Origin of the sequence: Caulobacter sp., from assembly GCF_039596335.1 — a bacterium.
In the GTDB taxonomy this organism is placed as follows: Bacteria; Pseudomonadota; Alphaproteobacteria; order Caulobacterales; family Caulobacteraceae; genus Caulobacter.
On the sequence record NZ_JBCNJZ010000001.1, the window covers coordinates 417,439 to 442,185 of the forward strand.

General features: G+C 66.9%; 21 protein-coding genes. 10 read left to right on the forward strand and 11 right to left on the reverse strand.

Going from position 1 to position 24,747, the window contains the following annotated elements; translation table 11 throughout:
* Positions 1–12: 12 nt before the first annotated feature.
* The gene (locus ABDW31_RS02075; RefSeq protein ID WP_184716489.1) at positions 13–2,157 is read left to right on the forward strand and encodes a TonB-dependent siderophore receptor; all 2,145 of its coding nucleotides are present in this window, start codon (positions 13–15) and stop codon (positions 2,155–2,157) included.
* Between the two features lie 70 nt (positions 2,158–2,227).
* Here ABDW31_RS02075 and ABDW31_RS02080 read toward each other — a convergent pair whose 3' ends face one another.
* The 3 genes from ABDW31_RS02080 to ABDW31_RS02090 form a co-directional block, all read right to left on the reverse strand.
* Positions 2,228–2,836: a TetR/AcrR family transcriptional regulator gene (locus tag ABDW31_RS02080; protein ID WP_184716487.1), complete on the reverse strand. Its 609-nt coding sequence runs from the start codon at positions 2,834–2,836 to the stop codon at positions 2,228–2,230.
* 81 nt (positions 2,837–2,917) lie between these two features.
* On the reverse strand, positions 2,918–3,565 hold the full coding sequence (locus tag ABDW31_RS02085; RefSeq protein ID WP_184716485.1) for a TetR/AcrR family transcriptional regulator: 648 nt from the start codon (positions 3,563–3,565) through the stop codon (positions 2,918–2,920).
* The gene (locus tag ABDW31_RS02090) at positions 3,562–3,792 is read right to left on the reverse strand and encodes a hypothetical protein (RefSeq protein ID WP_184716483.1); all 231 of its coding nucleotides are present in this window, start codon (positions 3,790–3,792) and stop codon (positions 3,562–3,564) included. The genes ABDW31_RS02085 and ABDW31_RS02090 overlap by 4 nt, the downstream gene beginning before the upstream one ends.
* A 328-nt stretch (positions 3,793–4,120) precedes the next feature.
* On the opposite strand from ABDW31_RS02090, the gene ABDW31_RS02095 reads away from it, so the two are divergent.
* Positions 4,121–4,321 carry a twin transmembrane helix small protein gene (locus ABDW31_RS02095; protein ID WP_184723630.1) on the forward strand — a complete coding sequence of 67 codons (201 nt, stop codon included), beginning with the start codon at positions 4,121–4,123 and terminating at the stop codon, positions 4,319–4,321.
* A gap of 13 nt (positions 4,322–4,334) precedes the next feature.
* A complete protein-coding gene (locus ABDW31_RS02100; RefSeq protein WP_184716481.1) occupies positions 4,335–4,916 on the forward strand; it encodes a cob(I)yrinic acid a,c-diamide adenosyltransferase in 582 nt (193 codons plus the stop codon).
* Between the two features lie 4 nt (positions 4,917–4,920).
* On the opposite strand, the gene ABDW31_RS02105 is transcribed toward ABDW31_RS02100, so the two are convergent.
* Entirely contained in the window at positions 4,921–5,205 is a 285-nt protein-coding gene (locus tag ABDW31_RS02105; RefSeq protein WP_184716479.1) for a hypothetical protein, read from the reverse strand.
* A 204-nt stretch (positions 5,206–5,409) separates the two neighbouring features.
* Between ABDW31_RS02105 and ABDW31_RS02110 the strand changes: the two genes are divergently transcribed.
* Together ABDW31_RS02110 and ABDW31_RS02115 are read left to right on the forward strand one after the other, a co-directional pair.
* Positions 5,410–6,156: an electron transfer flavoprotein subunit beta/FixA family protein gene (locus ABDW31_RS02110; RefSeq protein WP_184716477.1), complete on the forward strand. Its 747-nt coding sequence runs from the start codon at positions 5,410–5,412 to the stop codon at positions 6,154–6,156.
* Positions 6,156–7,097, forward strand: a complete 942-nt coding sequence (locus ABDW31_RS02115) for an electron transfer flavoprotein subunit alpha/FixB family protein (protein WP_184716475.1) — start codon at positions 6,156–6,158, stop codon at positions 7,095–7,097. The genes ABDW31_RS02110 and ABDW31_RS02115 overlap by 1 nt, the downstream gene beginning before the upstream one ends.
* 128 nt (positions 7,098–7,225) lie before the next feature.
* Here ABDW31_RS02115 and ABDW31_RS02120 read toward each other — a convergent pair whose 3' ends face one another.
* Positions 7,226–7,873, reverse strand: a complete 648-nt coding sequence (locus ABDW31_RS02120) for a DsbA family oxidoreductase (protein WP_184716473.1) — start codon at positions 7,871–7,873, stop codon at positions 7,226–7,228.
* A gap of 72 nt (positions 7,874–7,945) precedes the next feature.
* The gene (locus tag ABDW31_RS02125) at positions 7,946–8,833 is read right to left on the reverse strand and encodes an alpha/beta hydrolase (RefSeq protein ID WP_184716471.1); all 888 of its coding nucleotides are present in this window, start codon (positions 8,831–8,833) and stop codon (positions 7,946–7,948) included.
* A 364-nt stretch (positions 8,834–9,197) separates the two neighbouring features.
* On the opposite strand from ABDW31_RS02125, the gene ABDW31_RS02130 reads away from it, so the two are divergent.
* The 3 genes from ABDW31_RS02130 to ABDW31_RS02140 all read left to right on the forward strand — a co-directional run bounded on the left by ABDW31_RS02130 (position 9,198) and on the right by ABDW31_RS02140 (position 17,588).
* Positions 9,198–12,533, forward strand: coding sequence for a TonB-dependent receptor (locus tag ABDW31_RS02130; protein ID WP_184716469.1), 3,336 nt, complete (start codon positions 9,198–9,200; stop codon positions 12,531–12,533).
* Between the two features lie 604 nt (positions 12,534–13,137).
* Positions 13,138–14,973, forward strand: coding sequence for a translational GTPase TypA (typA, locus tag ABDW31_RS02135; protein WP_184716467.1), 1,836 nt, complete (start codon positions 13,138–13,140; stop codon positions 14,971–14,973).
* Positions 14,974–15,254: 281 nt separating this feature from the next.
* Positions 15,255–17,588, forward strand: coding sequence for an EAL domain-containing protein (locus ABDW31_RS02140; protein WP_343698299.1), 2,334 nt, complete (start codon positions 15,255–15,257; stop codon positions 17,586–17,588).
* On the opposite strand, the gene ABDW31_RS02145 is transcribed toward ABDW31_RS02140, so the two are convergent.
* The gene (locus ABDW31_RS02145; protein ID WP_184716463.1) at positions 17,589–17,837 is read right to left on the reverse strand and encodes a GlsB/YeaQ/YmgE family stress response membrane protein; all 249 of its coding nucleotides are present in this window, start codon (positions 17,835–17,837) and stop codon (positions 17,589–17,591) included.
* 75 nt (positions 17,838–17,912) lie between these two features.
* On the opposite strand from ABDW31_RS02145, the gene ABDW31_RS02150 reads away from it, so the two are divergent.
* Entirely contained in the window at positions 17,913–19,073 is a 1,161-nt protein-coding gene (locus tag ABDW31_RS02150; RefSeq protein ID WP_343698252.1) for an aminotransferase, read from the forward strand.
* Here ABDW31_RS02150 and ABDW31_RS02155 read toward each other — a convergent pair.
* Both ABDW31_RS02155 and ABDW31_RS02160 read right to left on the reverse strand, forming a co-directional pair.
* Positions 19,070–21,649 (reverse strand): response regulator, encoded by a 2,580-nt coding sequence (locus ABDW31_RS02155; RefSeq protein WP_343698300.1) that lies wholly within the window; start codon positions 21,647–21,649, stop codon positions 19,070–19,072. The genes ABDW31_RS02150 and ABDW31_RS02155 overlap by 4 nt on opposite strands.
* Positions 21,650–21,786: 137 nt before the next feature.
* Positions 21,787–22,551, reverse strand: a complete 765-nt coding sequence (locus ABDW31_RS02160) for an SDR family oxidoreductase (RefSeq protein ID WP_184716457.1) — start codon at positions 22,549–22,551, stop codon at positions 21,787–21,789.
* Between the two features lie 150 nt (positions 22,552–22,701).
* Between ABDW31_RS02160 and ABDW31_RS02165 the strand changes: the two genes are divergently transcribed.
* Complete coding sequence (locus ABDW31_RS02165; protein WP_184716455.1) at positions 22,702–23,196, forward strand: SRPBCC family protein; 495 nt, start codon at positions 22,702–22,704, stop codon at positions 23,194–23,196.
* 7 nt (positions 23,197–23,203) lie between these two features.
* Here ABDW31_RS02165 and ABDW31_RS02170 read toward each other — a convergent pair whose 3' ends face one another.
* Both ABDW31_RS02170 and ABDW31_RS02175 read right to left on the reverse strand, forming a co-directional pair.
* The gene (locus tag ABDW31_RS02170; protein WP_184716453.1) at positions 23,204–23,959 is read right to left on the reverse strand and encodes an extensin family protein; all 756 of its coding nucleotides are present in this window, start codon (positions 23,957–23,959) and stop codon (positions 23,204–23,206) included.
* A 70-nt stretch (positions 23,960–24,029) separates the two neighbouring features.
* Positions 24,030–24,743 (reverse strand): extensin family protein, encoded by a 714-nt coding sequence (locus ABDW31_RS02175; RefSeq protein WP_343698253.1) that lies wholly within the window; start codon positions 24,741–24,743, stop codon positions 24,030–24,032.
* Between the last annotated feature and the right edge of the window lie 4 nt (positions 24,744–24,747).

Consider the following 24,747-nt stretch of genomic DNA (forward strand, 5'->3'; position numbering starts at 1 on the left):
GGGGATGGACATATGTCCTTGAAGGTTACGCTGCTTGCAGGCGGCGCGGTCCTGGCGCTGGCGACTTCGGTTCAGGCGCAAACCACCACGCAGACCGAGGCCAACGACGTCGACGCCGTGGTCGTCACCGGCTCGTACACGATCAACAACCGCATCGACACGGCGACCGGCCTGGGCCTGACCCTGCGCGAGACCCCGCAGTCGGTGACCGTGATCACCGCCCAGCGCATCCTCGACCAGAACATGCGCACCGTCGCCGACGTCGTGGTCAACACGGTCGGCGTCGCCGCCATCCAGGTGGATGACGTGCGCAACACGTTCAACGCCCGCGGCTTCGAGATCAAGAACTACCAGATCGACAGCGTCCCGACCGCCTGGACCCTGGCCGGCGGCGCTGGCGAGACCGTGGCCGACGTGTCGATCTACGAGCGCGTCGAAGTCGTGCGCGGCGCCACCGGCCTGATGACCGGCGCCGGCGACCCGTCCGCCTCGATCAACCTGGTGCGCAAGCACGCCGCGAGCCGCGAGCTCACCGGCTATGTGAACGCTAGCCTGGGCAGCTGGAACAACCGTCAGGTCCAGGCCGACGTCGCCGGCCCGCTGACCGCCAGCGGCAACATCCGCGGCCGCGTCGTGGCCAAGTACGAAAAGACCGACAACTTCATCGACTGGTACAAGAACGAGAAGTCGGTCCTGTACGGGGTCGTCGACGCCGACCTGACCGAGAACACCCTGCTGCGCGTCGGCGCCAGCCAACAGAAGGGCGCGCCCAATGCGCCGGCCTGGGGCGCCCTGCCCACCTTCTTCGAGGACGGCACGGTGGCCGAGTGGCCCCGCTCCAAGACCGCCTCGGCCAAGTGGAGCTACTGGGACAGCACCAACCAGAACGTCTTCGCCAACCTGCAGCACAAGTTCGGCAACGGCTGGTCGCTGTCGGTGAACTACAACTGGATCCGCAACGCTCAGAGCACCGAGTTGCTCTACATGTCGGGCCTGATCGACAAGGCCTCGGGCACCTGGCAATGGGCCCCCTATCCCTACAAGGACAAGGGCGAGAGCATCCAGAACAGCATCGACGTCCAACTCAAGGGCGACTACACGCTGTTCGGCCGTGAGCACGAATTCGTGGCCGGCGCCCTGCACAGCAAGCAGCACCTGACCACCGACACCTTCGCGCAGACCTCGGCCGCGACGCCGTCGGGCAGCTTCTACGACTGGACCGCGATCCCGCACCCGACCTTCTCGGATACCCCGAACCCGACGGTCGACCAGACGATCAAGCAGACCGGCTACTACGCCGCCACGCGCATCAACGTCACCGACGCCTTCAAGCTGATCGGTGGCGCGCGCCTGGCCAGCTGGAGCCAGAAGGGCTTCAACTACGGGACCTTCGACTTCGGCGACGACAACGTCTTCATCCCCTATGTCGGCGCACTGTACGACCTGTCGTCGAACCATCGCCTGTACGCCAGCTACACCGAGATCTTCCAGCCGCAGAACGCCCAGGACTTCACGGGCGCCTATCTGGACCCGATCACCGGTGAAAGCCTGGAAGCGGGCCTGAAAAGCGGCTTCTTCGGCGAACGCCTGCAGACCACGGTCGCGGTGTTCCGCATCGTCCAGGACAACCTGGCGCAGACCGACCCCGACCTGACGCACATGGTCCCGGGCTCCAGCCCCCCGACCCGCGCCTCGATCGCGGCCAAGGGCGCGACCAGCAAGGGCTTCGAGCTGGAAGTGGTCGGCAAGCCGGTCGACAACTGGAACATCGCGCTGGGCTATAGCCAGTTCCAGATGCGCGACGCGCTCGACGAAAAGGTCAACACCCAGTTCCCGCGCAAGCTGTTCAAGGTGTTCACCACCTATGACCTGACAGGCGCGCTGGCAGGCCTGACGGTCGGCGGCGGCGTCAACTGGCAGAGCGAGACCTATTCGGCCTCGACCAACCCGGCCACCGGCGCGCCCTTCAGCTTCACGCAGAAGTCCTACGCTCTCGTCAGCCTGATGGCCCGCTACAAGGTCAACGACCAGCTGTCGATCCAGGCCAATGTCGAAAACCTGACCGACGAGACCTACTACTCGCAGACCGGCTTCTACAGCCAGTACCGTTACGGCAAGCCGCGTAACTACACGGTCAGCCTGACGTACGCGTTCTAAGAACCGTCCTCAGAGCCGACAAACGACCGCCCGCGGATCAGCCGATCCGCGGGCAGTTTCGTTTCAGGCCTCAGCGGGGCTTCCAGCCCTCGGCGATGATGGCGATCTGGCGGTCCATGGCCGCCGACATCTGCGCCGCCGGCAGTTCGCCGCCGGCCGCCGCGGTCATGCGGTAGTTCCAGGCATAGGCCGCCTTCAGGGTGTCGACCACCAACGGCAGGTCCAGGTCGGCGCGCACGTCGCCCTTGCGCATGCCTTCTTCCAGCACGTCCAGCAGCATCTGGTTCAGGCGCGGATTGCGGCCATAGGGCGTCACGCCCGGATCGTTGGCCGGATTGTACGAGGCCGCGATGTGCGCCAGGAACAGCTTCACCCGCCGGCATTCGAACTCGTAGTGGATCGCGAAGATCGAGCACAGCTTGTCCGCCGTCGTTCCGCGCAGGAACGGCGTCACGCGATCGAGTTCCGCATAGAGCCCGGTCAGCCGGTGCTCCATGACATGGCTCAGCACCTCGGCCTTGGAGGCGAAGGTGGTGAACACGCTACCGACGGACACCCCCGCCCGCTCCGCGATGGCGCGGATGGTGGTCTCCTCGTAGCCAACCTCGTTGAAGAGGTCGCGGGCCGCCTCGAGAACCTTCTCCCGAGTGGCGGCCTTCTGATCAGTTCTTACGCCCACGCACGTCCCCCTCGAACACGCCAGCGTCGTTGAAACCAAAGGCGTTCCATTCCCCCTGAACGGAACGCCTCAGTGAATTCGTCAGGCGCGAGCGCCCGCGAAGATGACCTTCAGTTGATCCGAAAGCCGCGCCAGCAGAGCATCCACCGACCAACCGTCGTAAACGGCTCGGCGATAGTTGGCGACATACACGTCCCAGCTGATTTCAGCCAAGAGCTTCACGTCGACATCTTTCTTCAACTGACCGGCATCGATACCACGCTGCAGCGCTTCGGCCAGCAGGCGGAAGATGTGCTTGAGATCGGTGCGGGCGCGGCGCTCGGCGGCTTCCGAACGGGTCCACGAGACCGCGATGCTGGCGCGCAGCAGCGGCAGTTGCTCGACGTGGAAGCCGTAGGCCACGGCGAACAGGCCCAGCAGGGCTTCGTCGATGGTCTTGGCGGTGCGCGAGGCCTGGGTCATCTGGGCGTAGATGACTTCGTAGTCGGCGGTCAGGATTTCTTCGAACAGCTCCGACTTGTCGGCAAAGCTGGCGAACACGGCGCCGGTCGACATGCCGGCGGCCTGCGCGATGTCACGGATCGTGGCGCCTTCGTAGCCACGCTCGGTGAACAGGCGACGGGCGGCGGCCAGAACGCGCTCACGGGTGCGCTGCTTGGCCAGGGCGCGGCGGGTCAGCTTGACCGGGGTTTCGGCGCCGGACTCGATATTGACGGACACGAAGCTCATGCGGCGGCCTCCAGACGGGCGAGAGCGGCTTCCGCGCGCTTCTCGAATTCAATGCAGTACTCGTCGACGACATTCTGAAGGACGTCGGCGTAGCGGCGAGCCAGCTGGCGACCGTCCTGAGCGGCGTCGCGCAGGTCGGTGATCAGTTGACGGACTTCGGCCAGGGCCTCTTCGCGATCATTCGCGACGGGGCTGGCGGCGTTCGAGGCGTGAGCGCTCGAGGCCATGCGGTTATCTCCTACCCCCGCTGGGGTCAGTGAAAGCGCCGAACAGATCCGCGGTGGGGGAGTTGATCATGTTCAACGAACGCGCACTAAAATTTTGAAGCGGGGCCTTTAACGCCGGAAAAACGTCCTGGCAACCGCAAAATGGAACAAAAATCGACGAACGATGGGCTCGAGCGATAGATATGACACCGCTTTCTAAGCGTCACTGCGACAAATACGCTCATCGAACACATTCAGCGAACTCGATCACAAGACGACGGTCGACGAACGCTCGCGCCATCCGAGCGCGGCTATGGCGCCCGCGTCGTCGACGGCCTATTCTGCCGCCATGTCTCAAGTGTTCGACTTTCTCGTCCCCGCCGCGCTGCTGGCCGTCCTGCTGGCGCTGGCCGCGGGCCTCTATGCCCTGTTCCGCGGCGGCGACTTCGGCCGCTCCTATTCGAACAAACTGATGCGCCTGCGGGTGGTTCTGCAGTTCGTGGCGATCATCGTGCTGGTCGGCGCGGCGTTCTGGTGGCGCAAGGGCTGAGGGAGGCCCTTCGATGGTCACGCTGAACAAGATCTACACCCGCACCGGCGACGCCGGCTCCACCCGCCTGGCCACCGGCGCGCCCGTCAGCAAGGCGTCCCTGCGGGTCGAGGCCTATGGCGGGGTCGACGAGACCAACGCCGCCATCGGTCAGGCGCGGCAGCATACGGCGACCGACGCCGCGCTCGATGCCATGCTGGAGCGGATCCAGAACGACCTCTTCGACCTAGGCGCGGATCTCGCCACGCCCGAGCAGCACGGCAAGCCCGAGTGGGAGCCGCTGCGGATCCTGGAAAATCAGGTGACCCGCCTGGAGCAGGAGATCGACCTGTTGAACGCCGAGATGCAGCCTCTGACCTCGTTCGTGCTGCCCGCCGGCTCGCCGGCGGCCGCGGCGCTGCACGTGGCGCGCACCGCTTGCCGCCGAGCCGAGCGCACCTGCGTGGCCCTGGCCGCGACCGAAGGCGAAATCGTCGGCGCGCCGGCGATCAAGTATCTGAATCGTCTCTCGGACTTGCTGTTCGTCGCCGCCCGCTGGAGCAACGACAAGGGCGCCGCCGACGTCCTGTGGAAGCCGGGGGCGACGCGGGGCTAGAGCCTTACGGGTTTTCCGGCTGGACCGGCGCGGCCTTGGTCGGCGCGGTGGCGGTCGGGCCGTCGGCCTTCTGGTTGTTCAGAGCGGGCGTGCCGGCCGGACGACGGGTCCAGGTCTCGATCGGATAGACCGCGGCGCACTTCAGCCACTTGCCGGCCCACGCCCCGCCGTTTGCCTCGCAGCGATCCTTCGGCCACACCCAGGCCGCGTGATAGGCCAGGACGCCGGCGCTGCTGAGCAGGAACAGGCCCAGGAAGATGTACTTCAGGCGGGTGAGGGTCTTGGTCATGACCGCTCCCTAGCGAATTTCCGATCCCAAGGGAATTGGCCACGCCGACGCGGCCCCACGAACAAAAGTCCGAGAATCGTACAATTGTTTGAACCCCAGCCTGCTCAATGCATTACGCTTACGCAAAGGGAAACTTGCATTGCGGCGCCGAAGCGCTAATTCGGTTGGCCAGCAGGAGAAACGTAGCCTGGAGGCGATACGCCCATGAAGGTCCTAGTCCCGGTCAAACGGGTGATCGATTACAACGTGAAGGCCCGCGTGAAGGCGGACCAGACCGGTGTCGACCTCGCCAACGTCAAGATGTCGATGAACCCCTTCTGCGAGATCGCAGTCGAGGAAGCCGTGCGTCTCAAGGAAAAGGGCGTGGCGACCGAGGTCGTCATCGTCAGCATCGGCCCGGCCCAGGCGCAGGAGACCATCCGCACCGCCCTGGCCATGGGCGGCGATCGCGGCGTGCTGATCACCACCGACGCCGATCCCGAGCCCCTGGCCGTGGCCAAGCTGCTGGCCGCCGTGGTGGCTGAGGAAAATCCGAACCTGGTCCTGATGGGCAAGCAGGCGATCGACGGCGACAACAACGCCGTCGGCCAGATGCTGTCGGCCCTGCTGGGCTGGCCGCAAGCCACCTACGCCTCGGCCCTGGAAGTCTCGGGCTCGAGCGCCAAGGTGACCCGTGAAGTCGACGGCGGCCTGCAGACGCTCGACGTCGACCTGCCGGCCATCGTCACCGCCGACCTGCGCCTGAACGAGCCGCGCTATGCGTCGCTGCCCAACATCATGAAGGCCAAGAAGAAGGAGATCGCCAGCAAGGCGGTCGCCGACTACGGCGTCGATGTCGCGCCGCGTCTGAAGGTCCTCAAGGTCACCGAGCCGGCCAAGCGCTCGGCCGGCATCAAGGTGGAAACCGCCGCCGACCTCGTCTCCAAGCTCAACACCGCGGGGGTGCTGTAATGGCTGTTCTCGTCGTCGCCGATAACGACAACGCGCACCTGCGCGATGGCACCCACAAGGTCGTGACCGCCGCCCTGAAGATCTCGGGCGACGTGGACGTCCTGGTCCTGGGCCAAGGCGCCAAGGGCGTGGCCGACGCGGCCGGCAAGATCGCCGGCGTCCGCAAGGTGCTGCTGGCCGAGTCCGACGCCTTGGGTCACGGCATCGCCGAAGCCCAGGCCGACGCCGTTCTGGCGCTGGCTGGCAACTACGATGCAATCCTGGTCCCGGCCACGGCCGGCGGCAAGAACTTCGCCCCGCGCGTCGCCGCCAAGCTGGACGTCGCCCCGATCTCGGACATCGTCGAGGTCGTCTCGGCCGACACCTTCACGCGCCCGATCTATGCCGGCAACGCGCTGGAGACCGTCCAATCGTCGGACGCCAAGAAGGTGATCACCGTCCGCCCGACCGCCTTCGCGGCGGCGGGTGAAGGCGGCTCGGCCTCGGTGGAAACCGTGGGCGGCGCCGACGCCGGCAAGACCCGATTCGTCAGCGAAGAGATGGTCAAGTCGGACCGTCCGGAACTGGCCGCGGCCAAGATCGTCGTCTCGGGCGGTCGCGCCATGGGTTCGGCCGAAGAGTTCCAGCGCGTGATCGAGCCTCTGGCCGACAAGCTGGGCGCCGCCGTCGGCGCCTCGCGCGCGGCCGTCGACGCCGGCTACGCCCCGAACGACTACCAGGTCGGCCAAACGGGCAAGGTCGTCGCGCCGTCGCTGTACGTCGCCATTGGCATCTCGGGCGCCATCCAGCACCTGGCCGGCATGAAGGACTCCAAGGTGATCGTCGCGATCAACAAGGACGCCGACGCCCCGATCTTCCAGGTGGCCGACTTCGGCCTGGTCGCCGACTACAAGACGGCCGTCCCGGAACTGATGGACGCCCTGACCGCGGCCGGGAAGTAAGCTTCCCCCGCTGAGGCAGACAAGCGAAAGGCCCGGAGGCGACTCCGGGCCTTTTTGTTGTTCGGCGGTGGCGATGTCCGGCTGGAGATTATGAGAGCCCGCTGTCGCCCGCTGCCGGGGCCTAGCCGTCAGGCTTCGGCGGCGATCTGCCGCAGCGCCTGTTCGAAGTACTCGGCCGGCTGGCCGCCGGAGATCAGGTAGCGATCGTTGATGACGACGGCCGGCACAGAGCTGATCCCGGCCGCTTGCCAGGCGCGCTCGGCGTCACGGACCTCCTGGGCGTAGCGGCCGGACGTCAGCACTTCCAGAGCCTCATGCGGGTCGAGGCCCGCCTTCATCGCCGCGCGCACCAGCACCTCGTGCTCAGCGGGGCTTTGGTTGCCGGTGAAATAAGCGTCGAACAGCGCGCGCTTCAGCGCCTTCTGGTCGCCGACCAGGCCCGCCCAGTGCAGCAGCCGGTGGGCGTCGAAGGTGTTGTAGATGCGGCTGTTCTCGTCGGTCGCCATGGTGAAGCCGACCGCGGCGGCGCGGTCGTGGATGGCCTGGCGATTGACGGCCGACTGCTCGCGCGTGGCGCCGTACTTCTGGGCCACGTGCTCGACGATGTTCTGGCCTTCGGGCGGCATGTTCGGGTTCAACTCGAAGGGCTGAAACGCAATCTTGGCGTCCACCAAGTCGCCGACCCTCTCGAGCGCCGCTTCAAGTCCGCCCAGTCCGACCACGCACCAGGGACAGGAGACGTCGGAAACGAAGTCGATCTTCAGAGGCTTGGTCATGGCGCGGTCCAGTTGGCAGGATCGCGTGAATATAGGCGCCCCGGCCGCGATTGCACCGCGCGCCCAGCAGCCTCAGCGGCGATCGCTCAGCACGCCAAGGCTGCCGAGGAACTGCAGAGCGTCCCGCTCGACCTTGGCCTGCTCTTCCTTGGGGAACTTGCCGTGCACGCCGCCGGCCACGGGGTGGAAGCGATTGGTGACCCCCGCCTTGTCGAGATCGGCCTTCAGCGTCGTTGAAGCCTCGAAGGGAACGGTCGGGTCGGCGTCACCGTGCACGATGAACACGGGCGGCTGGTTCTTGCGCACATACGCGGCGGGCGACATCGTCGTCCACAGCGCATCCGGGCCGTCGCCGATCCACCGGGCGGTCGAGGGGCTCTTGAAGGCGCCCGGATCGGCCGGCCTCAAGTGGTAGGGACCGTAGAAGTCGAGGATGGCGGCCACCTTGGGCTGGTCGCGGCAAGCCGGCAGGTCGATGTCGTTGCCGTGCGGCAGCATGCCCGCCATCAGGGCCAGGTGCCCGCCGGCCGAGGTGCCGTAGGGCACGACCTTGTCCGCATTGAAGCCATAGGTCCCGGCATTGGCCTTCACCCACGACAGCGCGCAGCGGACGTCCTGCACCGCGGCGGGCGCGCGGGCGGTGTCGGACAGGCGATACTGGACGGTGACGACCGAGAAGCCCGCGGCCAGATAGGACCGGAAGCCTTCCCAACTGGCGGGTCTCTGGCCTTTCCACCACGCGCCGCCGTGAATGTAGACCAGCACCGGACGCGGTCCCGCGAACGCGGTGTTGCGATAGACATCCAGATGCAGGTCCTGGCCGCTGGCCTGGAGATAGACCACCTCCTTGGTCGCCGTCGGCGCGGCGACCTGTGCCACGGCGTCTGGATCGCTCCCAGCCTGGGCTGCGGCGGATCCGGCGCTGAGCAGCAGCGCGGCGGCAAGAGTCCTGGCGATCATCGCGTCTCTCCCAACAGCCATTTCAATGCAGCGGGCGCCAGTGGACGCCCCGCGATCTTGGTTCGTCGCGCCAAGTTTGCATTCCGCTCTATCAGGTTGAGCGCGCATGTCTACGGGCAGATTGCTAGACCTTTATCGCACAGATTGGTCAACCAATAATCAGACCCTTTTGTAATCCCTGCTCATTTTGCCGCTGACGGCTTCGTAAGAGCTGAATTTTCGAAACGACCTCGCCCCCAATAGCGAGTTCGCTGCCGATGGGCTGCGCACTTCGCCGAACAATGGCCGTTGACATTCGTCGCCAAGCGATCAACCAAATAGGTAAGCCAAATAGAGAAAATTGGTTCTGGGGAAGGAAGAGGGAATGGACAACCGTTCAGAGCGCCCAAGCGCGCGCACGATGCTGCTGGCGTCGACGGCTTTTGTGATTGGACTGGGCCTGAGCCCCGCCCTGGCCCAGACGGCCGCGCCCGCAAGCGAGGCGGCGCCGGACGACCAGGCGGTCGAGGCCGTGGTCGTCACCGGCTACCGCGCTTCCCTGCAGAGCGCCCTGAACGTCAAGCGGCAGTCCGACGTCATGGTCGACGCCATCAATGCCGAGGACATCGCCGACTTCCCCGACGCCAATCTCGCCGAGTCGTTGCAGCGCATCCCGGGCATCTCGATCGACCGGGACAACGGCGAGGGCCGCACCATCACTGTGCGCGGCCTGGGCGGCGACTTCACCCGCGTGCGCATCAACAACCTCGAGGCGCTGTCGACGGCGGGGACCAACGACACCAACTCGACCGCGATGAACACCACGCGGACCTTCGACTTCAACGTCTTCGCCTCGGAGCTCTTCAACAGCCTGAAGGTGCGCAAGACCGCGTCGGCGGAGACCGATGAAGGCTCGTTAGGGGCGACCGTCGACCTGCAGACGGGCCGGCCGTTCGACTACCGCAAGGATCGCTTCGCCCTGTCGGTCGAGGACGCCTATTACCAGAACGGCGGTCACCACAATCCGCGGGTCGCCGGCCTGCTCTCCAAGCGCTGGGCCGACGGCAAGATGGGCTTCCTGGCCTCGGTCGCCTATTCGGAGAAGGACACCGAAACCGACCAGTACCGCCGGCAGATCGTCACCGGCGAGTACGTCTATCGCTCAGCCACCTGGGCGACCCTGGAAAATCCGCGACGCGCGGGCTTCTCCGCGCCGGTCGGCACGACGTTCGGCGATCGGGTCTCCAATCCGACCGCGACCAATCCCGGCGGCACGGTGTCGTCGACAGCCGCCATCACCAACCCGGCCTATATCGCCGCGGTCACCGGTTCGGATCCGACCGCCTACGCCCTGCTGCATCCGTCGCTGGATGGCTCGCAGGTGATCTTCCCGGCGCTGGCCGGCCCCGAGCAGCAGGACCTGAGCCAGAAGCGCCTGGGGCTGACCTCATCCTACCAGTGGGAGATTTCGTCGCGGACGCGGCTGACGATCGACGGGCTCTATTCGAACCAGAAGAGCAGCTCGACCCTGAACCAGCTGCTGCCGTTCGGCCTGAACCGCAACAACACCAACGCGACCTTCGCCACCGCCAATGCGGCGACGGCGCTGAACTCCAAGCGCGGCCTGTATCCCGGCACCTGCAACTACACGGCCGGCGGGACCTACGCCTCGCCGATCGACTGCGGCCAGGCGACCTATGGCGGCGCGCTCGTGGCGGGGACCAACTTCTCGTACAATCCCAACAATCTGGACGTTTACGACTACTACAACTGGGCCGGCTCGCCGGGCTATGTCGCCTCCGCCGATGGCCTGGCCATGCGCGCCCAGCAGATCGGCCGGCCGGCGACCGACGTGCTGGCGGCCAATGTCACCAACGGCGTCGCCGACTATCTGAAGCTGCGCAATGTCGACTGGGGCGCGCGCGCCGACCAGGGCAGCTACGACACCACGTTCAAGCAGCTGTCGTTCAACCTGACCCACGAGTTCAGCGACCGGCTGAAGGCCGACTTCACCTACGGCGCATCAAGCTCCAAGCTCCAATCCTACGGCAAGATGGCCGAGTGGGGTCAGTTCGATCAGCCGGCGACCTTCACCTATGACGAGCGCGGCGGCGGCGACATGCCGATGTTCGACGCCGGCTTCAACGCCGCCGACCCGAACCAGTGGACGATCCTCAAGGGCGTGTCGTTCCTGCGCTACCACAAGAAGAACGTCGAGAATAAGTACGGCTCGTGGAAGGCCGACTTCACCTGGGAGCTGAACGACAACCTGACCTTCAAGTTCGGCGGCACCCAGCGCGACTACCAGTTCTCGACCTCGCAGCTGGAGCGCCAGAACGTCCAGATCAATCCGACCGAGAAGGAGGCGGGCGTCTCGATCGCCAGTCTGGGCAAGGTCATCGCGTTTGGTCAGGGTCTGAATGCGCCGGCCGGCACGACGACGTCCTGGTTTGGTCCGGACATCGACAAGTTCGACGCCCTGTTCGGCTTCACCTGCAACTGCATAAACAAGTGGGGCGACTGGCGGCTGACCCAGTTCCGCCAGCAAGGCCGCGAGACCTTCGACGTCCAGGAAAAGACCGGCGGCGTCTATGGCCAGGTCAATTTCAACTACGACTTCTTCGACGGCTGGAACACGTTCGGCAACCTCGGCGTCCGCTACGCCACCACCGACATCGACTCCACCGGCCGCTCGACCGGCGGACGGACCGTCAAGGGCGAGAACTCCTATTCCGACGTCCTGCCGTCGTTCAACATCGCCATCCGGCCGCGTGAGGATCTCTATTTCCGCTTTGGCGCGGCCAAGACGATGTCGCGCCCGACCCTGCAACAGCTGGCGCCGACCATCACCCAGCTGAGCATCCCCGACGGCGGCGTGAACTCCGGCGCCACCCTGACCATCGGCAATCCCAAGCTCTCACCGTTCCGCGCCAACAACTTCGATGCGGCGGTGGAGTGGTACTATGCCGAGGGCGGTCTGATCTCGGTGGCGCTGTTCAAGAAGAAGATCGGCTCCTATCCGCAGACGGTGCGCTTCTCGGGGCCGCTTTCGTCGTTCCTGGACGAAGCGGGCCTGCAGAGCCTGATCGAGCAGTTCGGCACGACCAGCGACCAGGCGGCCTATATCCGCGCCGACTACGACGCCACGGCGCGCCAGTTCCGCGACGCGCCCGGCGGCTCGCTGCAGGGCTGGGAGATCAACTACCAGCAGGCCTTCACCTTCCTGCCGGGACTGCTGAAGAACACGGGCATCCAGCTCAACGCGACGCACATCAAGTCCGAGCTGACCTACATTCTCGATCCCGGCTCGGAGACCAGTGCGCCGGTGCTGGGCAAGGGGCCGTGGCTGGGCGCCTCGCCCAACGCCGTCAACATGACGCTCTATTACGAGGACAAGCGGATCAACACCCGCGTGTCGCTGGCCCAGCGTGACGGCTATTACACTACCTACCCCCTGGTGGCCGGGCCGTGCGCGCCGGGCGTCGTCGCCGGTGTGGCGTGCGACACCCCGCTGATCAACGACTTCGGGGGCTCCAAGGACACGCTGAATGTCGACTTCGCCTTCAGCTACAAGCTGTCCAGCCAGCTGTCCTTCTCGATCGAGGGGCTGAACCTGACCAACCAGGCGACCAGCCGCTACTACTATTCGGAAAATCCGGTCGCGGCCCTCTACGGCTCGCCCGGGCGTCAGCTCACCGTCGGCTTCCGGTTCCGCCACTGAGCCCGCGCGGAGGTGGACCTCTTTGGGCCCACCTCCAGCCCGGCGACCTGAGCCTCAGCGAGGCTGATGGCCGGAGATGGACGACCAGCCGCTGCGCATCACCGCTGCAGGCCCTATTTCCACGCTCCCCGAAACAGGCTGACGAGCCCTCCCCGGCCACAGGCCAAAAAAAAGCCCGGTGAAACCACCGGGCCAGTTCATTAGGGAGGAAACGCCCAGGAAGGGCAGAAGCGGCAGCGCCGCCTCACAGGATTGTTTATAGGGTGCGGCGCAAAATTAGGCAAGCGCAAAATTGAGCTTCAATGTCGATTTTTCTGAAGGGGATTGAAGCAACCCTTTGCACCACAAGGATTACGTAACGGCGCTATTCTAAATAGCCCATTTTTTAGTCATGCTGCATTGCACAATTTGTTGCGCTTGAAACGGTCTCGCTTGAGAACACCGCGCAAAGCCAAGCGGCGTAAGGCTTTGCGCATGACACCGGTTACCTTGAGCATGGGTTTAGTGTGGGTGGGGGTGGATAATTGCAGCGCAGTCGCGTAAAAGCCGCGCGCCTGACGCGTAAGCGTCATCCCCTATTCCTCCCGAAAGTCCGTCCGCTCCCATGTCCATGCGAAATATCGCCATCATCGCGCACGTCGATCATGGCAAGACCACCCTCGTCGATCAGCTGCTGGCCCAGTCGGGCGTGTTCCGCGCCAACGAGGCGACGACCGAACGCGCCATGGACTCCAACGACCAGGAGCGCGAGCGCGGGATCACCATCCTGGCCAAGTGCACCTCGGTCCTGTGGAACGGCGAAGCGGGCGAAACCCGCATCAACATCATCGACACCCCCGGCCACGCCGACTTCGGCGGTGAAGTCGAGCGCATCCTGGGCATGGTGGACGGCTGCGTCCTGCTGATCGACGCCGAAGAAGGCGTGATGCCGCAGACCAAGTTCGTGCTGACCAAGGCGCTGAAGATGGGCCTGCGCCCGATCCTCTGCATCAACAAGGTCGACCGCGCCCACGCCGATCCGGACCGCGTCCACAACGCCGCCTTCGACCTGTTCGCCGCCATCGGCGCCACGGACGAGCAGCTGGACTTCCCACACATCTACGCCTCGGGCCGTTCGGGCTGGGCGACGCTGGACATGAACGTGCCGAGCGACAACCTCGCCCCGCTGTTCGACCTGATCGTGCGCCACGTACCGGAACCCAAGCAGATCGCCAAGGTCAACGAGCCCTTCCAGATCCTGAACGTGCTGATCGAAAGCGACCCGTTCCTGGGCCGCCTGCTGACCGGCCGCATCGAGAGCGGCAAGGCCGTTCCCGGCATGGCCATCAAGGCCCTGGACCGCAACGGCAAGGAAATCGAGCGCGGCCGCATCACCAAGGTGCTGGCTTTCCGCGGCCTGAAGCGCCAGCCGGTCGACGAAGGCGCCGAAGCGGGTGACATCGTCGCCATCGCCGGCATGTCCAAGGCGACCGTGGCCGACACCCTGTGCGCACTGGAAGTCACCGACGCCCTGCCCTCGCAGCCGATCGACCCGCCGACCATCTCGATGACCGTCTCGGTCAACGACAGCCCGCTGGCCGGTCGCGAAGGCGACAAGGTCCAGTCGCGCGTCATCCGCGACCGCCTGCTGAAGGAAGCCGAATCGAACGTCGCCATCAAGGTGACCGAGACCAGCGAAGGCGACGCCTACGAAGTCTCGGGCCGCGGCGAACTGCAGCTGGGCGTTCTGATCGAGAACATGCGCCGCGAAGGCTTCGAGGTCTCGATCTCGCGTCCGCGCGTCGTGTTCCAGAACGACCCGGAAACCGGCAAGCGCCTGGAGCCCATGGAAGACGTCATGATCGACGTCGACGACGAGTTCTCGGGCATCGTCATCGAGAAGCTGTCGCTGCGTAAGGCCGAGCTGAAGGACATGGGTCCGTCGGGCGCCGGCAAGACCCGCATCCAGCTGACCGCCCCGTCGCGCTCGCTGATCGGCTATCAGGGCGAGTTCCTGACCGACACGCGCGGTTCGGGCGTGCTGAACCGCGTGTTCAGCCACTACGAGCCCTACAAGGGCGCGATCGACCAACAGCGCAAGGGCGTGCTGATCTCGAACTCGGACGGTGAAACCGCGGCCTACGCGCTGTGGAACCTGGAAGAGCGCGGCGTGATGTTCGTCGGCGCCGGCGAGAAGACCTATCTGGGCATGATCATCGGCGAGAACGCCCGTTCGGACGATCTCGACGTCAACCCGATGAAGGCCAAGCAACTGACCAACGTCCGCGCCTCGGGCAAGGACGAGTCGATCCGCCTGACCCCGCCGCGCAAGATGACCCTCGAACAGGCCATCGCCTACATCGAGGAAGACGAGCTGGTCGAGGTGACGCCGAAGAACATCCGTCTGCGCAAGCAGATCCTGAACCCGTCGTTCCGTAAGCGCCGCGTCAAGGAAGAGTAGACCCTTCCGGGCTTACCTTAAGTCAATTAGAGGCCGCGGTTCGAAAGGACCGCGGCCTTTTTCCTTAAGGGCCACGCTTAACTGAGAAACCACGCGACTTAACCGTGGGTTTACCGGCCCGCCCCATGGTTTCTACCGGGGATTTCACTCCGCTTGATCATGGAGATCGCGCCTTGAACGGTCGCGAAATAGGGCGTCGCATCTGGAGCGCCCTGGCCGATAAGCTGGCGAGCGGGCCCAGCGCCCTGGTGGCCCGTTTTTCCCCCGCTGTTCCCGAGGCCATGGCCGGCCGTGTCCGCATGGAACAGGTCCAGGCCATCCTGCGCCTGACGCCCGTGATGATGGGCGCCAACATCCTGATCGCCTCTCTAGTCAGCCTGACCAGCCTGGGCTCGGCCAACGCCCTGCCGCTGTCGGTCTGGGCCATGATCGTCAACGGCTACGCCCTCTTGGGCCTGTACGGCTGGTTCTCGGCGCGTCGCCGCAAGACCGGCAAGGCGACCGTCTCGGCGCGCGGCGTCAACCGCCTGGTGCTGCAGGCCGGCCTGCTGGGCGTGATGTGGGGCGTCCTGCCCGCCCTGACGTTCCGGGAAAGCGGCAACGCCACGCCGATGCTGGTGGCGTCGGTGATCGCCGGCATGATCGGCTGCGGCGGCTTCGCCATGCTGACCCTGCCCGCCGCCGTGATCGCCTATTCGACCCCGATGGTCGTTGGCTCGCTGATCATGCTGGTCACCAGCCCCGATCCGATTCTGCAGGCCCTGGCCGGCCTCCTGGTGTTCTGCCACCTGGTGGTCAGCGCCTCGTGCCTGTCGCACGCCCACATCTTCGTCGAGCGCCTGGTGGCGTCCGACGAGCTGGAGAAGCAGAAGCAGGTGGTCAGCCTGCTGCTGTCTGACTTCGAGGAAGGGGCCAGCGACTGGCTGTGGGAGGTCGACGCCCACGGGGCCCTGACCTACGTCTCCGACCGCATGGCCGCCGCGGCCGGGGTCGAGAAAGACACGCTGATCGGGCGGCCGATGTCGGCCCTGTGCGGCGCGGCCGAGGGCGGTCCCTCCGGCGCGGTCGCCGCGCTGTCGGCCCTGTTCGCCGAGCAGAAGACTTTCCGCGACGTCGTCGTGTCGGTCCAGGTGGGCGACGAGACCCACTGGTGGTCGCTGGCGGCCAAGCCCGTGCACGACCTGGACGGATGCTTCACCGGCTTCCGCGGCGTTGGCGCCGACATCACCCGCGCGCGCGAAGACCAGGCCCGCATCTCGCGCCTGGCCCACTACGACGTGCTGACCCAGCTACCCAACCGCCTGTCGTTCCTGCAGGCCCTGGGCCGCGCCTGGACCGAGCATGGCCAACCCAAGGCCCAGGGCGGCAGCGGAGCCGGCTGCGCCGTTCTGTGCCTGGACCTGGACCACTTCAAGGGCGTCAACGACAGCCTGGGCCATCCGATCGGCGATGATCTGCTGATCCAGGCCTCGGCCCGCCTGAAGGCCTGCGTCGGCGAGGCCGGCCTGGTTTCGCGCCTGGGCGGCGACGAGTTCGCCGTGGTCATCGCCCCCTCGCCCGGCCACGCGGCCCTTGGAGATCTCGCCCAGTCGATCGTCGCGGCCCTGTCGCGCCCTTACGACGTTCGCGGCCACAACGTGCTGATCGGCGCCAGCGTCGGCATCGCCGTTGCGCCCCTGCACGCCGACGATCCGGACGGCCTGCTGAAGAACGCCGACCTGGCTCTCTATGGCGCCAAGGGCGACGGCCGCGGGGCCTATCGCTTCTTCGAGACCGCCATGGACGTCTGGGCCCAGGAGCGCCGCGCCCTGGAGCTGGACCTGCGCGACGCCCTGGCCAAGGACGAGCTGAAGCTGTTCTTCCAGCCCCTGATCGGCGCCAGCGAGAACGAGATTACCGGCTTCGAGGCCCTGCTGCGCTGGCAACATCCGCGCCGCGGCCTGGTCGCGCCGGCTGACTTCGTCGAGCACGCCGAGCAATGGGGCCTGATCGGCAAGATCGGCGAGTGGGTGCTGATGGAGGCCTGCCGCACGGCCGCCGGATGGCCCGCGCCGATGACCGTGGCCGTCAATCTGTCGCCCAACCAGTTCGCTTCGGGCCAATTGGTGGCCCAGGTCCGCAAAGCACTGAAGGCCTCGGGCCTGCATCCCTCGCGACTGGAGCTGGAGATTACCGAGGGCCTGCTGCTGCACGACAGCGCTCGCACGCTGAAGCAGCTGGCCGACCTGAAGGCCCTGGGCGTGAAGATCGCCATGGACGACTTCGGCACCGGCTATTCCAGCCTGGCCTATCTGTGGCGGTTCCCGTTCGACAAGATCAAGATCGACCGCTCGTTCGTGGCCGAGATGCAGGACAATGCGGCCATTGCCGACATCCTGCGCACCATCACCCTGTTGGGCCAGACCCTGAACCTGAAGGTCACCGCCGAGGGTGTTGAGACGCCGTCTCAGGCCCGCCTGCTGGCCGACATGCGCTGCGACACCTTCCAGGGCTTCCTGTACGGGCGTCCGATGCCAGTCGGCGACATTCCGAGCTTCCTGGTCTCAGACCTGGCGCGACGGATGCGCCGCGCCAGCGAGAGCGATGGCGCCGAGGCCGAAGCCGCGGCGAGCTGACTACCGCCGCTTCACCAGGCCGAACAGCCACAGCAGCAGCACCGCGCCCAGGGTCGAGACGACCAGGCTGGCGATCCAGCCGCCGTAGCTGATGCCCAGCATGCTGACGATGAACGCGCCCAAGAGCGCGCCGACGAGGCCGACGACCAGATTGGTCAGCAGGCCGTGATCGCGCTTCATGATCTTCTCGGCCAGCCAGCCGGCGAAGATGCCGATGATGATGGCTCCGATGAAACCAACGCCGTTCATGTGATTACCCTCCACTGAAGCTTAGGCCACGGAAATGCGCGAGCCCGGCCTAGGGTTCAGTGCTAATCACGGGTCATGGTCCATCCCGTCTTCGACAATCTTCCGACCACGGTGTTTGAGCGCATGAGCGGCCTGGCCCGCCAGCACGGCGCGATCAACCTGGGCCAGGGCTTTCCCGACGATCAGGGTCCCCTCCCCGTGCGCGAGGCCGCGGCCCGGGCGCTGATTGAGGGGCTGAACCAGTATCCGCCGATGCGCGGCCTGCCCGAGCTGCGCGCCGCCGTCGCCGGCCACTACCAGCGGACCCAGGACCTGGCGCTGGACCCCGACAGCGAGATCGTCGTCACGTCCGGGGCGACGGAGGCCCTGGCGGCGGCGTTCACGGCGCTGATCTCGCCCGGCGACGAGGTGATGCTGTTCCAGCCGCTGTACGACGCCTATCTGCCGCTGGTGCGCCGGGCGGGCGGGATCCCCCGACTGGTCACCCTGACGCCGCCGCACTGGCGCTTTACGCGGGCGATGCTGGAGGCGGCCTTCAGCGACAGGACCCGGATGGTGGTGCTGAACAGCCCGCTGAATCCGGCCGGCGTCGTCGCCCCCGATGAGGATTTGGCCCTCTTGGCTGAGTTCTGCGTCCGCCACGACGTGATCGCCGTCTGCGACGAGGTCTGGGAGGCCGTGGTCTTCGACGATCGCCGCCACCGCCCGCTGATGTCTTTCCCGGGCATGCGCGAGCGGACGGTGAAGATCAGCTCGGCCGGCAAGCTGTTCGGCATGACCGGCTGGAAGGTCGGTTTCCTGATGGCCGCCCCGCCCCTGGCCAAGGCCCTGGCGGCCGCCCACCAGTTCCTGACCTTCACCACCCCGCCCAACCTGCAGGCGGGCGTCGCCTGGGGCCTGGAGCACCACCGCGCCTGGTTCGACGACATGCCCCGGGACCTGCAGCGCTCACGCGACCGCCTGACCGCCGGCCTGCGCACGGCCGGCTATGTCGTGCTGGAGAGCCAGGGGACCTATTTCCTAAACGTCGACCTGGCCGCCTCGGGCGTGGCCGTCGATGACGTCACCTTCTGCGAGCGGTGCGTGACTGAGCATGGCGTCGCCGCCATCCCGGTCTCGGCCTTCTACGCCGAAAGCTCCGTCACCACCGTGGTCCGCCTGTGCTTCGCCAAGGCCGACGCGACCCTGGACGCGGCGATCGAACGCCTGGCCGCGGCGCGAGAGGCGATGGCCTAGCCGTCCTGCAAAGCCGGCGCGGGCCGCATCATCGCCACGCTCGGCGCCGCGCCCAGGCCGGCCACCAGGTCGCGGGCGCTGGCGCGGGCCATGCAGCGGTCCATGACCGACAGCAGGTTGCGCAGGTCGATCGGCTTGGCCACGTGGGCGTCGCAGCCGGCGTCCAGGCAGGTCTTGATCTGGGCCGACATCACGTCGGCGGTCAGGGCGATCACCGGCAGGCGGGCCAGGCGCGGATCCTGGCGCAGGCGACGCGTGGCCTCCAGCCCGTCCATCACCGGCATGTTGACGTCCATCAGCACGATGTCGATCGGCTGCAGGGCCAGGGTCTCCAAGGCCCGCTGGCCGTTCTCGGCCTCGACCAGCTCGCATTCGAACGGTTCGAGGAACAGGCGGATGACCCGGCGATTGACCGGATGGTCGTCGACCACCAGCACCCGGCGGCCGGTCAGGGCGGCAAAGCCCGACTCGGCGTCACCGGCCTCGTCCAGCTCGGGCGGCAGCTCCAGGGGCTCGGCGGTGTCGACCACCATCTCGATGGTGAAGACCGAACCGCGGCCTTCCTGGCTTTCCACGGCGATCTCGCCGCGCATCATCTTGACTAGGCGGCGGGTGATGTTCAGCCCCAGGCCCGTCCCGCCGAAATTTCGGGTGGTGGAGGCGTCGGCCTGGGTGAAGGCGCGGAACAGCTTGGCGATCGTCGCCTCGTTCATGCCGATGCCGGTGTCCGACACCCGCAGGCGCACGCGCACACGACCATCCTCTTCCGGATAGCAGGCCAGCCCCACCTCGACCTTGCCGTGGGTGGTGAACTTCAGGGCGTTGGACACGAGGTTGGTCAGGCACTGGCGCACCCGCACCCCGTCGAACATCAACGGGCCGGGCGCGGCGCTCTCAAGCTGGAAGGTCAGGTCGACGCCCTTTTCCAGGGCCGTGGGCTGGTAGCCGCCGACCAGACGCGCGCAGGTCTGGACGATGTCACCGGCAGTCGGGGCGATCTCCAGCTTGCCGGCCTCGATCTTGGAGAGGTCGAGAATGTCGTTCAGCAGCACCAGCAGGGTGTCGCCGCTGTCCAGGATCAGGTCGACCTGCTCGCGCTGTTCGTCGGTCAGCTGGCCGCTGCGCAGGGCCTGGGCCAGGCCCAACATGCCGTTCAGAGGCGTGCGCAGCTCGTGGCTCATCACCGCCAGGAACGCCGACTTGGCCTGGTTGGCGGATTCGGCCCGCTTCTGGGCGCCCTTCAGGTCCCGGGAGGCGCGGCGCTGGTGCAGCGTCCAGGCGACGCCGCCGGCCACCAGCACGGCCAGCAGGATGGCGATGACCACCGAGGCCCGCGCCAGGCTGCGCGACAGCCGCACCTCCTGGGTCAGGCGACGGCTCTCGTCGCGCTTGGCCCGCAGCTCGGTCTCGAGGGCGGCCGACATTTCCGAGACGCTGCGGGCGTGTTCGCGATTGGTCTGGCGGGTGTCGGCCTTGCGCCAGGCGTCCAGCTTGGCGAAGGCGTCCTGGCTGCGGCCCTCGGCCTGATCAACATAGGCCTCGATCAGACCCTCGACCTGCAGGTCGCGCGGGCTGAGCGCGGTGGAGACGCCACGCAGGCGCACCAGGTCCGCGCGCGCCGCGTCGGCCAGCCCCAGCTGGCCCAGGGCGGTCGCGCGCATGCCCAGCATGATCACCTGAAGCCGGCGGGAGGGCTTGTCGACGATGGCCTGGGCCGGCGCCAGGCATTGCAGCACCTGGCGCGGCTGGTCGGACAGCTGAGCGATCCGCGCGCACAGGAAGCGGTCCCAGGTGCCGTCCGAGCCGCTGCTGTTGAGGGTCATCTGGTGGTGCAGGGTCGCAAACCGGCGGGCCACGTCCAGCTCGCCCAGCTCGGCGGCGGTGAAGCCGATGTCATAGATCCGCTCGATCTTGCGCAGGTAGAAGGCGTCGCGCTCGTCCAGGGCCGCGGCCCGGGCCATGTGGTCCAGCGCGCCTTCCTTGTCGCCCATGTCCGACAGCGTGTAGCTGTGCACCTGGTGCAGCTCGGCCAGCAGCGGCTGGGCGATGTCGCCGCGGCGCTCCAGGTCGGTCTTGAGGTCGGCGGCCAGGCGCGCGGCCTCGGCCCAGCGCCCCACCTGGCCCAAGTGGCGAACGCGCTCGATGCTGGCCATCAGGCGGATGTCGGGGCCCGACTTGTCCAGGAAGCGCTGCCAGTCGGCCTCGGTGAAGGCCCGGTAGCCATGGGTCTCGTGGCGATAGGCCAGGGCTTCCAGATCGACGAGGGCCAGCAGGGCCGGATCATGATCGCGGCGGGCCGCCTCGCGCACCCGGGCCGCCCAGGCGCCGAACGGCGCGCCGACCTGGCTGCTCTTGTAGGCGTACAGCACCCGCCACAGGCCGTAGAGCCGTTCCTCGCCCCGCTCATCCATCGCCTGGGCGCCGGCGCGCTCGACATCCTCGTTGTCGCGCGACGGCTTGTGCGCCCGCGCGCCGATGTCACGGCTCAGCTGCTCCAGGCGCTGGGCCAGGGGTGCATCGGCCTGGGATACGGCGTCCTTGGCGGCGACAGGGCCCGCCGCCAGCGCACAGATCAGGACGAGAAAGGTGAGAAGGCGCCGCAAGTCCGCTTTCCTGGAGTTCGCGGCCAGCCTTCAAGGCAACAGATGTAAGACCAGTTAAGCTTACCCCAGGTCAAGTGACCGACGTTCGCAGATCAAGGTGGTATTATCGCCTAGATCGTCGCCCCGCCGTCCACGACCAGGGCCTGGCCGGTCATGAAGCTGCCGGCCTTCGACGCCAGATAGACCGCCGCCCCGGCCAGTTCGTCGGGCTCGCCGATCCGGCGCAGCGGCACACCCTTGGTCGAGCGCTCCAGGGTCTCGGGATTGTCCCACAGGGCCTTGGCAAAGTCGGTCTTGATCAGGCCGGGCGCGATGCAGTTGACCCGCACATTGTCGGGGCCGAACTCGTGGGCGAGGTTGCGGGCCAGCTGGAAGTCGGCGGCCTTGCTGATGTTGTAGGCGCCGATGATGGCGTTGCCGCGCAGGCCGCCGATCGACGACACGATGATGATCGCCCCGTCCTTCCGCTCGCGCATTTCCGGCGCGACCATGCCGATCAGCCAGTGATTGCTGATGATATTGTTGTCCAGGATCTTGCGGAACTGGTCGTCGGCGATGCCCGACAGCGGGCCGTAATAGGGATTGCTGGCCGCGTTGCAGACGCAGATGTCGACCTTGCCGAAGGCCTTGCGGGTCTCGTCGACCAGATTCTGCAGGTCTTCCTTCGAGGCGATGTTGGCCGGGACTGCGATCGCCGTGCCCGCGCCGTGCTGGGCGTTGATCGCCGCCGCCACCTCGTCGCAGGGCCCGGCCTTGCGCGAGGAGATCACCACCTTGGCGCCATGCTCGGCCATCCGCTCGGCGATCGCCTTGCCGATCCCACGCGAGGATCCGGTGATGATCGCCACCTTGCCGGACAGGTCGAAGAGGCTCATGGCGGGCTCCCTAAACGTTTGTTTGAATTGCCGTCACCCTGAGGCCGCCAACCGGCGAGGTCAAGCCGCGGAAAAAATTCGACGCGAAATGTCGGCACGGTTGTTTCCGCCCCGTCCTTGCGGCGAGAGTTCAGACAAAGGAGACGCCCGATGCTCGACACCGCCGACTTCCCCGCCGCCAATTTCCCCTCTGACAGGGAACTGGTTCTGGAACGCATCATCGACGTGCCGGCCGCCAAGCTGTTCAAGCTGTGGACCACGCCCGAACGCATGGGCGAATGGTTCTGCCCCAAGCCCTGGCGTGTCACCGAAGCCCGCATGGATGTGCGCAGCGGCGGCGACAGCTACATCGTCATGGAGGGTCCGGAGGGCGAGGTCATGCCCAACCCCGGCGTCTATCTGGAAGTGATCGAGAACCAGAAGATCGTCTTCACCGACGCCTTCACCAAGGCCTGGGAGCCCTCGGCTAAGCCGTTCATGGTCGGCATCATCACCTTCGAAGACCTCGGCGGCGGCAAGACCCGTTACCGCGCCGTGGCCCGCCACTGGACCGTCGAGGACCGCCAGACCCACGAGGCCATGGGCTTCCACGAGGGTTGGGGCATCGTCGCCGACCAGATGGCCGAGGTGGCGGCGACGCTCTAGGGCGCCGTCAGGCGCACTTGTTCCCGCCGCTCATGTCCAGGTGGAAGTGGTCGCGGTGCTCGGCGTTGTAGTCGGGGCCCAGCGTCGTCAGGAACACCCGGCAAGCCCCGTCCCGCACCCGGCGCAGGAACTGCCCGCGCGGGCCGGGGTCCGTCCAGTCGCTGGCGACGCTGATCACTTGCCCGTCCGCCAGCTTGAAGCCGGCGATGTCGATGGCGTCGGCGGTGGCGTGCTCGCTGACCGGCCCCTCCTGCAGGCCGTACATCCGGCGGCAGGCATAGCTGCCATAGTGCTGCAGGCCGGCCACGTGCTGGCCCAGCAGCTCGTCGGCGGCCGGCTGCACGACCTGGCGTTCCCAGATCACCAGGGCCAGGGCCTCCTTGCAGACCAGGGGCGCGTCGGCCGGCTCCAGCCGCGCCAGGCCCGTCTCCAGCCGCACCGCGTCGCGCAGCTGGCAGAACTGGCCTTCCGTGCGATCAGGGACCTCGACATAGGCCACGCCCGCCCGGCTCATGATGCCGCGGCACACCCTGGGATCGGCCCCCGCGCGGGCGGCCTTGACCCGCGTGGCCAAGCCGACCGGATCGACGACGCTGAGCGGCTTCCACGGCAGGTGCTGGTCGGGAATCTTGCGCTCGGCGACGAAGGCCATCAGCAGCACGATCAGCCACAGGATCACCAGCGCCGCGTAGCGGGCCAGACGGCTCCTGTGGCGCACCTCGTGATCGACGTGCGGATGTCGCGGGACGCGATAGCCGGCCATGAATGGGGGAACGCCTGGAAAAGGTTAACGCCGCACCCAAGCACGACCTTGGCGACGGCTTCAACCGCGCTCAGCGACAAAGGCTGTAGGGCGCCGGATTCAGGTGCAGATGGTCGGCGTGGGCGGCGTTGTAGTCGGGGCCCAGCACCACCCCGAACACCCGACAGGCGCCGTCGCGCACCGTGTGCAGGAACCGCGCTTCATCGTCATCGCCGCGGAAGTCCTTCAGCACCGTGATCCGCCGCCCGTCGGCCAGGCGGAAGCCCGCGACGTCCAGGGCATTGGCGGTGGCGTGCTGGCTGGGCCGGCCGCTCTTCGCGCCGCCAATCGTGCGGCAGGCATAGGTCCCGAGATGCTCGACGCGGGTCACGGGTGAGGCCAGCCCCTGTCGGGCGGCCGGTTCGATCACCTGCCGCTCCCACAGGGCGTAGCCTAGGGCTACCGGGCAGGTCATGATCGGGGCAGCCGGCGACAGGCGGCTCTGGGCCCGCACCGTGTCGCGGGTCGAGCAGAAGCCTTCCTCGCGCACCGGCTGGTCGACCGGGTCGATGCCGCCCGCGCGCAGGGCTGCACGGCAGGCGGCCGGGTCAGCGCTGATCCGCGCCAGCTTGCCGGCCGTGGCCAGGCCGATCGGCTGGTTCAGCGAGAACGGCTTCCACGGCAGGTCCTGCGGCGGGGCCAGACGGTCGACCAGCAGGAAGACCAGCATCCCGGCCAGGACGAGGTCCAGCAGGACCGACCAGAGGGCCGCCAGGGCGTGCGTGGTGGGGTTCACGAGGGTCACGGGA